The sequence below is a fragment of the Leptolyngbya sp. FACHB-1624 genome (assembly GCF_047649235.1).
In the GTDB taxonomy this organism is placed as follows: Bacteria; Cyanobacteriota; Cyanobacteriia; order Leptolyngbyales; family Leptolyngbyaceae; genus Leptolyngbya; species Leptolyngbya boryana.
Genome location: NZ_CP180258.1, coordinates 761,866 through 774,416 on the forward strand (window position 1 = coordinate 761,866; position 12,551 = coordinate 774,416).

The 12,551-nt window shown below is 46.7% G+C and carries 10 protein-coding genes; 7 read left to right on the forward strand and 3 right to left on the reverse strand.

Translation table 11 applies throughout. The annotated features are described in order from the left end of the window. Nucleotides 1–9: 9 nt before the first annotated feature. Nucleotides 10–915: an isoaspartyl peptidase/L-asparaginase family protein gene (locus ACMUEV_RS03540; protein ID WP_190651772.1), complete on the reverse strand. Its 906-nt coding sequence runs from the start codon at nt 913–915 to the stop codon at nt 10–12. Nucleotides 916–1,371: 456 nt separating this feature from the next. On the opposite strand from ACMUEV_RS03540, the gene ACMUEV_RS03545 reads away from it, so the two are divergent. From ACMUEV_RS03545 to ACMUEV_RS03565, 5 genes are all read left to right on the forward strand, one after another. Then, on the forward strand, nt 1,372–2,178 hold the full coding sequence (locus ACMUEV_RS03545) for an alpha/beta fold hydrolase (RefSeq protein ID WP_017290672.1): 807 nt from the start codon (nt 1,372–1,374) through the stop codon (nt 2,176–2,178). After that, entirely contained in the window at nt 2,163–4,769 is a 2,607-nt protein-coding gene (locus tag ACMUEV_RS03550) for an ATP-binding protein (RefSeq protein WP_190651770.1), read from the forward strand. The genes ACMUEV_RS03545 and ACMUEV_RS03550 overlap by 16 nt, the downstream gene beginning before the upstream one ends. 2 nt (nt 4,770–4,771) lie before the next feature. After that, on the forward strand, nt 4,772–7,255 hold the full coding sequence (locus ACMUEV_RS03555; RefSeq protein WP_190651768.1) for a response regulator: 2,484 nt from the start codon (nt 4,772–4,774) through the stop codon (nt 7,253–7,255). Between the two features lie 461 nt (nt 7,256–7,716). Beyond that, entirely contained in the window at nt 7,717–8,334 is a 618-nt protein-coding gene (locus tag ACMUEV_RS03560; RefSeq protein ID WP_190651764.1) for a CBS domain-containing protein, read from the forward strand. A 44-nt stretch (nt 8,335–8,378) separates the two neighbouring features. After that, nucleotides 8,379–9,296: a pentapeptide repeat-containing protein gene (locus ACMUEV_RS03565; protein WP_190651762.1), complete on the forward strand. Its 918-nt coding sequence runs from the start codon at nt 8,379–8,381 to the stop codon at nt 9,294–9,296. A gap of 44 nt (nt 9,297–9,340) precedes the next feature. Here ACMUEV_RS03565 and ACMUEV_RS03570 read toward each other — a convergent pair whose 3' ends face one another. Together ACMUEV_RS03570 and ACMUEV_RS03575 are read right to left on the reverse strand one after the other, a co-directional pair. Next, nucleotides 9,341–10,204, reverse strand: coding sequence for a hypothetical protein (locus ACMUEV_RS03570; RefSeq protein ID WP_190651760.1), 864 nt, complete (start codon nt 10,202–10,204; stop codon nt 9,341–9,343). 94 nt (nt 10,205–10,298) lie between these two features. Further along, nucleotides 10,299–10,655: a hypothetical protein gene (locus ACMUEV_RS03575; protein ID WP_017290666.1), complete on the reverse strand. Its 357-nt coding sequence runs from the start codon at nt 10,653–10,655 to the stop codon at nt 10,299–10,301. Nucleotides 10,656–10,932: 277 nt separating this feature from the next. Between ACMUEV_RS03575 and ACMUEV_RS03580 the strand changes: the two genes are divergently transcribed. Both ACMUEV_RS03580 and ACMUEV_RS03585 read left to right on the forward strand, forming a co-directional pair. Next, a complete protein-coding gene (locus ACMUEV_RS03580; protein WP_190651758.1) occupies nt 10,933–11,967 on the forward strand; it encodes an Acg family FMN-binding oxidoreductase in 1,035 nt (344 codons plus the stop codon). A 91-nt stretch (nt 11,968–12,058) separates the two neighbouring features. Beyond that, nucleotides 12,059–12,517, forward strand: a complete 459-nt coding sequence (locus tag ACMUEV_RS03585; protein WP_017290664.1) for an Hsp20/alpha crystallin family protein — start codon at nt 12,059–12,061, stop codon at nt 12,515–12,517. Nucleotides 12,518–12,551 lie beyond the last annotated feature (34 nt).

Here is a 12,551-nt window from a genome sequence, read left to right on the forward strand (position 1 = left end):
AGACAGGTTTTACAACGATTGAACGAGAGTTTGATCCTTACGGGTAAAAATGGCAGGTTGTACTAAATCCTCGCTCATATAAGCAACTGCCATGTCAGGAGAATTGTGTGCCCAACCGATGCGCCCTTGGCGATCGATTAAAATACATCCAGCTTCTCCCTCGACTCGACTGATTAGCGTGTCGATCGCCCATTGTGCAGCTGCATCAGGATGTTTGTCTTTTAACGCATCGATCGCTGTTTTGGCGAGTACTACTGGAATAATCGACTCACCATCACCCGTTGTCGAGCAGGCTCCCAGTTGATTGTCTGCATACAAGCCACAGCCAACCAATGCAGTATCCCCAACGCGCCCTTGAGGTTGTCCTGTTGTTCCACCCGTGGAAGTCCCCGCCACTAGATTTCCATCGGCATCGAGTGCAACACAACCGACCGTATTCGGACGATCCAAAACTTCGATCTCTTCTTTCCACTCCTGGTACTGTCCCTCACTCACCAGGGCTTCTTTAGCACAAATCTCAACAGCATGATTGCGGGCAAAACGTTCTCCACTGCGGGCAACTAGCAATCGCGGTTTCTCCTCCATAATTTTGCGAGCTACTACAATGGGATGACGAACTCCTTGCACTGCGGCAACTGCTCCCCAACCTAACGTTGCTCCTTCCATCATCGCCGCATCAACTTCAACCTCGCCTTCACTGTTTAAAGTTGCGCCAAACCCTGCATTAAACGTTTGGTCAGATTCTAAGACCCGGATTGCTGCCTCAACTGCTCCTGCTGCACTTCCCCCTTGAATGAGGACTGCCCAACCCGCTTCAATTGCTGCTCGACATCCCGCTTGATTCGCTGCCACATCATTCTCTGAAATCGTTTTGGCTCCCCCATGCACGATGATCACAGGTTTCACGATCGTCATACTTCCCCCTAGCCCTAATGCCCGCTATGAGAACGACTGAGCTAGCAAGCTCACTCACCCCTTAGTAAAGCGCCTAGTTCAATGAAACTGAACAAATTCAGTTTCATTGAACACCAATTAGCATAATAACGATCTGAAAGCGATATCTCTATCTACAGCAACAAAGCAGATTTACACTCTATACCTTTGGGATTCAACCCTAGACCTGTAAACGCGATAACGAGTTCGGCATTCACCCAGGGCAATTGCTGGTTCAAAATGACGATCGCTAAAGTATGTCGAGGTTTATTCTACGGACTGATTACTAATAATTTTAGCCCAATCAGAAGAATTAGCAGCGGACGGGCTGTGGCTCCGTCTTTCCTCCCGAATATTGAGTAATACTAAGCTTGGTAAACAGAGTTGATGAGCAATGTCATGATGGATATAGAAAGATCCCGGTAGAGGGGCTTGCAGATGCTGAGTCGAGTTCTCAATCGCCATCATGCTCAAGTGGTCGGTCAGGGCGAGCAAATCCTAGTGCTTGCACATGGGTTTGGCAGCGATCAAACCGCATGGCGGCACCAAGTTGAAGCGTTTACACCGTTTTACCGCATTCTGTTGTTTGATCACATTGGTGCAGGTCAATCCGATATGAATGCGTATAGTCCGCGTCGCTATCGGTCTTTGTACAGTTATGCTGAAGATGTGCTTGAACTGTTAGCAGAACTTCAGTTAACAGATGTCATTTTTGTCGGACATTCTGTGAGTGGCATGGTGGGATTGCTGGCTGCGCTGCTTGATCCGGCTCGGTTTCGGCAGTTATTGTTTATCAGTGCCTCTCCTCGGTATCTTAACGATCCGGCAACGAATTACATTGGCGGATTTGAGCAGTCAGATCTCGATGCCTTGTATGCGTCGATGTCAGCCAACTACTATGCCTGGGCTGGAGGTTTTGCACCCTTAGCCATGAGAAACCCAGAGCGCCCGGAGTTAGCAGGCGAGTTTGCAAAAACCCTCTCTGCGATTCGTCCTGATGTAGCACAAGCTGTTGCGCGAGTGATTTTTCAATCGGATCACCGCGCCGATCTTCCTAAGCTCACAGTCCCAACAACAATTCTTCAGTCAAACAATGATATCGCGGTACCGCCACAAGTTGGGCGATACATGGCAGATAAAATTTCTCAGGCTACGCTAATCAATATTGATGCTGAGGGGCATCTTCCTCATCTGAGTGCACCTGCCGTGGTAACTCGAACACTTGCAGAATGTTTTATCGTTTAAATCGCTTCGATTCTGATCCAGTTGCGTTTTGCGCTAATCAACATCCTGATTGGCTACCCACGTTTGCGCCGTTGATTTTCATGCTGATGTTGGCAGAGTTAGGGTTAGGAGTGCTGATACAAGCGCCTCTAGTGTGGCTGGTCGCTCCGGTTTTGTTTGCACTTTGCGTTGTATGTCCGCGATCTCAGTGGATGAGCGGACTCGGTTTTGTCGCTTTGTTAAACCGCGACATTCCCATCCGATCTGCGATCGCATTAGGAATTGTAGGTCTCTTGGGATCTGGAGTGAGAGTCTATCTGTTACGACAAGAATGGCAGCAGGCATCTCAAGCAATGCTGGCATCGCTCATTCAAGATGAAACTGCCCTCACACCAGAACACGCGATTCAGCAGGCATTAACTGCGCTAAAAAAAATTACGGGTGCAACAGGCGCGATCGCGCTCCGCCAGTTAGATGAAGTCACCGCTGAAGCACTAGCTGCATTACCGCATAATATCCTACCGGATCGACTGACAACGCCAATGTTGTTTGCAGAAGCACTCAGCCAAAATCAATGTCTGCACTACTCAGACTATGCTTCGACCCCGCAAGCCTCACCTGCTCTCCTAGCGCAAGGCGTTCGATCAATCGCTGTCTTACCGTTACAGCAGGTTGAGAACGTACAGGGAGCAATTGTGCTCCTGTGGCATCAGCGGATAAATCCCTCTCGATCGCTGCAACAATTTCTCGACTCTTTGCGGGGCGGACTAGGCAATCTGCTTAGGTTTCAAGATCTAACACTGCGCTTTGATCAACTCCAAGCGCGATTTGAAGCCATGTTAGAAACAATTCCTCAAGGCATTGTCTTTATCGATGAAAGTGGCGAACAGGGATGGATCAATCACACCGCAGCCAAGTATCTGAATCTAGCGCATGGTGCAGTTGAGCCGAGCGCGATCGCGCAAGCAATGGTTGCTCTGCGCCTGAAAGCAGACAATCAAGCTGAAATTGCCGCTCAAGCAGCCGAGCTATTCACACAACCCGGCGCAAAGATTCGAGATTGGCACTGGTTTTTGAGTGATCCGCAGCCGATCGTATTAAGCCTTTCAAGTACACCAACCGATGGGCGAGATGTGCCCGGTCGCCTTTGGGTACTCGACAACATTACCGAGCGCAAGCAGGCAGAACTCGCGATGCAAACCGCGCGCGAACTTGCAGAATCAGCAACCCGTGCGAAAAGCGAATTTTTAGCGAATATGAGCCATGAGATCCGCACCCCGCTCAATGGCATTCTCGGCTACGCGCAGATTTTAGAAAAAGATCGAAGTCTCAACGAGTTTCAGAAAAAAGGAGTCGGCATCATTCATCAATGTGGAGAGCATCTGCTGACGCTGATCAACGATTTACTCGATTTATCTAAAATTGAAGCCGAGAAAATGGAGCTTGTCCCTCAGAAGTTTCATTTTCCATCCTTTCTCGAAGCGATCGCGGATATCTGCCAAATTCGCGCCGAACAAAGACAGATCACCTTGATTTATCAACCGCGATTGCCCTTGCCTCAATATGTTTATGCAGATGAAAAACGCTTGCGGCAAATTTTACTTAATATTTTAGGAAATGCGGTCAAATTCACCGAAGTTGGCAGCGTTTTATTTCAAGTAGGGTGCATTGAAAATACAAAAGTTCGCTTTGAGATACAAGATACCGGGATTGGCATTGCGCCAGAGCAGTTAGAAGCGATTTTTTCGCCATTTCAACAGGTGGGAGAATCCGATCGTAAAACGGAAGGCACCGGATTAGGGCTTTCGATTAGCAGTCAACTCCTGAAAATCATGGGTTCGGAGATTCATGTGAACAGTACGCTCGGAAAAGGTAGCACATTCTGGTTTGACTTAGTTCTGCCAGAAGTAGAAGCACGATCGCGGAGTGCCGATCCGAGCGCTGCTTCTCCACGTGCCGTAGTTGGCTATGCAGGCAGACCTCGCAGCGTTCTTGTCGTCGATGATCAAGCGGCGAACCGATCAGTTCTCGTTCATCTGCTAGAACCGCTAGGATTTAACGTCATCGAAGCCGAAAACGGTCAAGTCGCACTTCGTGAAGCTCATCAGAACAAACCGGATGCGATCTTGCTCGATCTGGTGATGCCCGTGATGGACGGATTCGAGGCAGTGCGGCAAATTCGGCAATCTCCAGATTTACGAGATACGATCGTCATTGCGACATCTGCTAGTGTTTTTGGATACGATCAGCAAGCCAGTCATGATTCAGGGTGCAATGGCTTTATTGCCAAGCCAATTCGAGAAACCGAACTGCTCGCACAACTTCAAACCCATCTCGATTTAGAGTGGCACTATGAAGCTGAAATTGAGACTTCTAGAGAGCATACTGTCTCTGAAAATGCTTTAGACCCAATTGTTGCTCCACCTCATGCCGAACTCAATACACTCTTCGATCTTGCCCGCATGGGCGATCTCAAAGGAATTCTTGAGCAAGCTACTCATCTAGAGCAACAAAACCCCGAATGGGAACCGTTCGTCGTTCAGCTTCGACGCTTGGCGCAGGGATTTAAGGAACGGCAAATTTTGGAATTAATCAAACGCTATCAGGGGTAGCTATGGAGCCTAAAACATCTGAGCAAGGAATCATATTAGTGGTGGATGACACGCCCACGAACCTGGAAGTGCTGTTTGATTTGCTGGGAAATTCCGGCTTTCGGGTTTTAGTCGCAGAAGACGGCGAAAGCGCGATCGACAAAGCAAACTATGCCCATCCGGATTTGATTTTGCTGGATGTGCTCATGCCGGGAATCGATGGCTTTGAAACCTGCCGCCGCCTCAAAGCTAACGAAGCAACACGCGAGATTCCGATTATTTTTCTCACAGCTCTCACGGATGTCGTAGACAAGGTGCACGGGTTTGACCTGGGCGCGGTTGATTTCATCACCAAACCTTTGCAGTGTGAGGAAGTGATTGCTCGCGTCAAACTGCAACTGCGGCTACAAAACTTAACGAAACAACTTCAGCACCAAATCGAACAAGAACATTTAATCGGAGAAATTGCTCAAGGCATTCGGCGATCGCTCAAGCTCGATGAGATTTTACAATCCACGGTCGATCAGGTACGGCGATTTTTGCACACCGATCGCGTTGTGATTTTTCGCTTTAATTCAGATTTCAGTGGAAAAATTGTCAATGAATCCGTTGATCCTGCCTGGAAATCGGTACTTGCAGTTGAGTTTTATGATCCGTGCTTTAAAGAGCACTATCTTCAGCGCTATCAGCAAGGTCAAACAAGTGCTAAGTCTGATATCTACAATGCAGGCTTAAGTCCTTGTCATATTGAGCTATTAGAGCAAGCCCAAGTTCGAGCCAACTTAGTCGTCCCAATTCTCCAAAACAATTATGTCTGGGGACTGCTGATCGCGCATCATTGCTCAGGAACACATGAATGGCAGATGATCGAAACAACGCTCCTCCAGCAATTAGCAACCCAACTGGGAATTGCAATCCAACAGTCGGAACTCTATGAGCGAACACAAAATGAACTGATCGAGCGTCAGCGAGCAGAGCAAATGGTTCGAGAGCAGGCTGCGTTATTAAACGAAGCATCAGACGCTATCTACGCTCGTGACTTTGCCAATCACATTCTGTTTTGGAATCATGCAGCAGAACAGCTCTATGGCTGGTCACAAGCCGAAATCCAGGAAAAGGATGCAACTGAACTGCTCCACAATCTTCAGCCTCAAGAGTTTGAAACAGCGCTGAAAGTTGTGTTTGATCAAGGCGCATGGCAAGGAGAACTGCAAAAATTCACCAAGTCGGGCAAAGCGATCACGGTGATGAGCCGCATGACGCTGGTGCGAGACAAAGTGGGGATGCCAAAATCGATTCTGACCGTGGATACCGATATCACCGAGAAAAAACAGCTTGAAGCTCAATTCCTCCGCGCTCAAAGATTAGAGAGTATTGGAACTCTAGCAAGCGGTGTTGCCCATGATCTCAACAATATTCTGACCCCTATTTTAGCGACCTCTCAACTGTTGTTGTTGAAGTTTCCCCAGGAAGACGATCGCACTCAGCAACTCCTAAAAATTGCCGAATCCAACGCGAAGCGTGGAGCCGAATTAGTCAAGCAAGTGCTATCGTTTGCGCGCGGAACTGAAGGCAGGCGCACGGCGGTACAAGTTTCTCATTTACTTGGAGAAATTAAAGAAATTACAAACCGCACCTTCCCGAAATCGATTTCCATTCGCACAGAACTCCCCCCTTCTAGCCTCAATCTGGTCTATGCCGACCCCACTCAACTGCATCAGATTCTGATGAATCTCTGCGTGAATGCTCGCGATGCTATGCCTGACGGCGGAATTTTGACCCTTTCTGCCAGCAATGTTGTCATTGATGAATCCTATGCCCGGACGCAGCTTGATGCGAAAGCAGGAGACTATGTCATGATTGCTATCTCTGATACGGGCACGGGCATTCCGCCTGAAGTCGTCGATCGCATTTTTGATCCATTCTTCACCACGAAAGAAGTCGGTAAAGGCACAGGTTTAGGGCTTTCGACCGTGCTAGGCATCATTAAAAGCCATGCGGGCTTTATTGAGGTCGATAGCCGAATCGGTCAAGGAACCTGCTTCAAGGTCTATTTGCCCACGTCTAAAAACCAGAGTACATCTTCAACAGCGACGCTAGAGTTACTGCCTGGACACGGTGAACTCATTTTAGTGGTCGATGACGAAACATCGATTCAAGATATCACCAAAACAATGCTAGAAGACCAGAATTATCGAGTGCTTACGGCGAGTGATGGCTTTGAAGCGATCTCACTTTACGTCAAGCACAATCAAGAGATTGCGGTCGTTTTGATGGATTTGATGATGCCGGAAATGGATGGACTTACGGCAATCCGCACCTTAAAAAAAATGAATGCTGAGGTCAAAGTCATTGCGACAAGCGGTTTAGTGCTGGACAATACATTAGCCGATGTTTCCAGTGTGGGTGTTGATGTGCTTCTACCCAAACCTTATACGGCTGAAGCATTGTTAAAGGAGCTGCGCAGGATTCTAGATACACCGACTTGTGCAACTCCGAAGAGATAATCTTGCTTGCGAAACTATCCATGCTCTATGGTGCAATTTAGACGACTTCATCGCTCTCGAGCATCGCTGTGTGACATGTCAAAATATTACAAAATCTCTTGAGAGATAGAGATCCTCACAACTTCCTCAAATTTTAGAACTAATCTCTATCATGTTCTCCCTCAGGCTTCTATCTCATCGAGATCCTGAAAAAAAATGAGATCGATAGCATTAAATTTTAGGAATCCAGAGTGATGTCTATTTGCCCCTGCTGCTCTAATCTGTTACTCCGTCACATTCGTCAAGGTACGCTGTACTGGCTCTGTCGTTCCTGCTGGGCAGAAATGCCAAACTTTGAAGAGGGTCAATTGACAGGTACATCTCACTCGACTTTAAACAAGCAGTTAAAAATGAATTCAACCGACCATTTTCAAGACATCGCAGCCTAGCTTGTGACTTGAAAAAGCGGTAAGGAGAACTCTATGTTGCATGCAATTGATCTGATGAGTTTGAATGCTGCCAAGATTCAAGCAACTGCAACTGTAGCAGAAGCAGTTCAACTGATGAAAGAGCAAGCTTGTCGATCGCTGATTGTCGATCGACAAAATGAGCAAGACAGTTACGGCATCCTCACAGAAACAGACATCTTGTACAAGGGAGTCGCGCTCGGCAAAAATTTAGAGACAACCTTCGTTGCTGAACTCATGACCAAACCTTGTATTGTCATTGATCCAGCCGCAACAGTTGAAGAAGTTGCACAACTATTTGCAAAACATCGATTGCTGAGAGCGCCTGTTATCCAAGATCAGCAAGTAGGCATGATTTCTGTGTCTGAGCTTTTGAGACATCATCCTGCAATCTCACAGCCGCATCTAGAAGCAGAATTGCAGCAAGCTCGTCAACAGGCAAATCAGCTGTGTACAGAGCAAGGAGCGCGATCGCCTGCCTGTATCGCTGCTTGGAAGACCATAGACGCTTTGCAAGCTGAATTGAGCGAACAGCACATTGATCAACTGCTCAAACACACCTTTGAAGAGTATTGTGAGGAGTTTCCAAAAAGCCCAACATCAGATTTCTACACCAACTTGTGCGGAGGATAGTTCATTGCGATTCTCTAGCTCAACCCCAATCAGGACGCATCATCATGGTAGCCGAACAATTACTCATTCTGATCAAACAAGGCGCTAAGTCTTGGAACGCTTGGAGACAAGCTTATCCTGATTATGTGCCCGATCTTTCTCAAGCTTCACTGCATTCTTTGATCTTGAGAGGTGGAAATCTACAGGGCGTTCACCTCGATCAGGCTCAACTCTGCGAAGCTGACTTAATCAACGCTGATCTTCGTCAGGCAACACTCACAAATGCAAATCTTAGCAATGCTCATCTTTATGGAGCAGATTTTGCCGACAGCGAATTACAAGGCGCGAATCTGCTCAATGCAGACCTCAGTGCGACCAATTTTAACAGTGCGAACCTTGCAGGGGCGAATCTCAGCCACGCAGATCTAAGTGGCGCAGATTTCAGCCAAGCAAACTTAGCAGAAGCAAATTTGAGTCAAGCCGAGTTGCAAGGCACAACGTTTAAGGGTGCATCACTTGCCGGAGGGAACCTCAGCCAAGCGAACATGAAGCATGTAAATTTAGCAGAGACAAACTTACAAGGGGCAAATCTAGGCGAAGCAAATTTGTCAGGGAGCGATTTACGGAGAACGGACTTAACAGGTGCAGATCTAAGCCACACGAATCTAATCGGGGCAAATCTGAGCGGAGCAAATCTCAGTCGAGCTTATCTAATTCATGCAGATTTAAGTCGAGCAAATTTGCAACACGCAAATTTGACCGGGGCAAATTTAGCTCATGTGAAATTGAGTCATGCAAACTTCAGTGATGCAATTTTAACGGATGTAGATTTGACGGGAACTGATCTTGATGCAAACTTTAGCGGAGCAGTGCTTCAAGGTGCAATTGCGATCGATGAAAATCTCGATCGCAAACCTTTAGAATTAAGGCGCAATTATGATGTGCAACGATTAAAAGCTGACGATTTCAGTAGTGAAAACTGATGAGATTGCACTGATTCGCCCTGAATCAGTGCAATCTCGATAAACTATCCCATCGCGTGGGGTTGTATCTTCCCTATTTTCCAAGCTAGCAATGCTCCTAGCCCAAATACACTCACAACAAACAGAACAAGCCCGCCTAGACCGGGAATCAGGGCAAGAACTGTAACAATCAATAATCCAATCAAAAATTGTTGCACTTGAGTGGGCTGACCACTCTTTACGACGATTTGCCCGACCAAGAGCGAGAGTCCTAATGAGCCACCAAAAGAGGCAAGACTCGCGATTAAAATTACTAACGGAATTAAAGGAATGCCGATGAGAGTAATGGCAAGGAAAATATTCAGCGCAATCACAGCAACAATCGCCCCAATCCCCCATAAAGTACTTTGACTCGGATATTGCCGTATCGTTGCTGCTAAGTTTGGCATAAATGCAGGGGCAGCGCGAAGTAAAATCACGCCAACAATCGCAGCAATTATCGCACTCATGATCCGAAAAGCACTTTGTGCTGCATACCTTACCCAGAAAGAATTACGATCGCGATGCATTCCCATGCTGCCATCGTCACCCAATGTGCCTTTTGCGCCTCCAATCGTTGCCCCTTCTTCTTGCACAACTTTACCGCCGATCGCATAAGCATCTCCATCGACTCGTGCCCCTTTCTTGAGTGTGACATTGCCACCAATTGCGATCGCGGTTTGTGTGACTCGCCCATTCGGTTGCACGATCACAGAACCTCCGATCGCATGAGCATTTTCGACGACTTGCTTTTCTTGAACCGTGACATCTCCACCGAATCGAATCAGATTTGTGTTGTTCACATTGATGTCTGTTTGTGCGAGTGCTTGACCCGCAAAGAGCAACACAATCGTAGAGATAAACACCAGAATCCACTGCTTCCAATTCATCGTAATTTTCTCTCAAGGTACAAGAACAGTAGAAGCCCTAGAATTGGCAGATTTAAATGGCTTCCAAATCTGCCAACATCAGACACACTTGAACTTAACCAAACCAATGCGAAGCAGCTTGTCCAGGCATTTCTTCTTGTGGAATATCATGCTCAATTTCTTTCTGATTCTGAGCTAGAACCTCTTGAATCCCTTCTCGAATCACAAATTCTAGACAAGATTTCTGATCGCTACAGTGCGGTGCATAAGTTGGGTGAACAATCGCTTCTTCAGTTTCCTCTGTTACAATAAACACATTAGGAACTCGATTCAAAACCCAAGCTACTAATTGCTGTTGCAGATCGGGATGAGCGAATGCCTGCTGGTAAGGATGATGAGGATACGATTCTAAGATCCTTTCGATTTCTTGCAGAATCGGGTATTGCGCGACGTTGAGGATAGTTTTCGACATAGGAAATCCCTCGCCTAGAGTCAGGATGTTTTTGCGAAATGACGCAAACACGCTTGGTGCGATCCTGTTAACTTGATCGTACCTTTAGCTTTTCGCACCTTCTAGAATACGGAACAATGATGAGGAAGTTGTGAGGAACATCATCTGAGTCTGATTAGTCTGAATCATCCTCACAACTTCCTCACGATTTTTCTCTATAACCATTCATATGAGGACACCCTTAGAAACTTTGATCTGTTCTTCTTGTTGAATGCAGGATTTATTGGAGTGAAATTCTATGTCTCATCTCTCTCTCCAACCGTGGCAGGTTTCAGACCAAGACTTTCCACCGCAAGGCAGTCCAACCCAGCAACTTCAATTCATACTCAATTATGCTGTGCTAGCACCCTCTGGGCACAATACTCAACCTTGGAAATTCACGATTCAGCAGGAGACAATCGAGTTATGGGCAGATCTCGATCGTGCTCTGTCTTATGTTGATCCGGAGCATCGAGAACTGATCATTAGTTGTGGTGCAGCATTGTTAAATTTGCGACTAGCATTACATCATTTTGGTTATCAAGGTGACATTCAGATGTTACCCAATTCAGATCAACCCAATCTACTCGCGCAGATTCGTTTAGGAAGTTGGAACCAGGAAACGGCTGAAGAGAAGTCTTTGTTTGAAGCAATTTCCCAACGCCATACGACCCGACGACCCTTTGAGGCCTGGGACATTCCTACAACCGTTTTGCAATGGTTGCAAGTGATCGCAGTTGAAGAAGGCGCATGGTTGCATCTTGTTCAAGGGCAGAAAGCAAAATCCCATCTTCTGAATTTAGTCAATCTTGCTGATCGCTTACAGATGGCAGATCCAGAAATTCGCAAAGAACTCTCAGCTTGGATGCACTCTGGATCTAATCCACGACATGATGGTCTTCCTGCTTATGCTTTAGGTGTGCCGCCAAGATTTGATTTCTTAACAGTTGTGCTTTCTTGGCTGACTCGCTATTTTAATTTAGGCAATCAGATTGCTAAACAGAATGAGCAACTTTTACAGAGTGCCTCTGCGATCGCAGTCTTAGGAACCAATGGCGACACACCAATCGATTGGCTAAATGTAGGACAAGCCCTTCAGAAAATTCTACTGCGTGCCCAAAGTTTGGGCATTGTTGCCTCATTTTTCAATGCCCCGATTCAGATGCCAGAAGTGCGGTCTCAACTTCAAAGTAGCCTGAACCGTGAGGGATACCCTCAAGTTCTACTACGGCTAGGCTATTGTACCAGCACTCAGCCAACCCCACGTCGCAGTAGTCACGAAGTTCAATTTTGATCTTCACAAGATCCTCAAATTCTTGTTCTACTTTCAGTCTAGAGCTAACAAAAGGCTCTCTCCAATCTAAATCTACAAAGGAGGGAAGATTATGCCGCTTATTCGTTGGCAACCAATGCGAGAATTGGATCTTCTTCATCGGCAAATGGATCGGTTGTTTGAAGGGTTAGCAGACCGCGATTTTCCGATCCCGGCGGTGAATGGTGAAATGAAGTGGATGCCCGCGATCGAACTTCAAGAAACGGATACCGAGATTGTTCTCAAAGCCGCAATTCCTGGAATTGAAGCGAAAGATCTCGATGTGCAAGTTAGTCCAGAAGCAGTCATGCTCAAAGGCGAGCATCAACAAGAAACGAAAACTGAAGAAAAAGGTTACTACCGTTCTGAATTCAACTATGGGCAATTTGCTCGCACCGTGCCTCTTCCATCAACGGTGAAGCATGATCAAGTCAAATCAAACTTCAAAGATGGTGTTCTAACCTTAACGCTTCCGAAAGCAGAAGCAGCAAAACCTAAAGTGATGAAAGTAGATTTGACCCAACAAGCATGAAACCAAAACATAGTCATTTGAAACAGTTTGACTC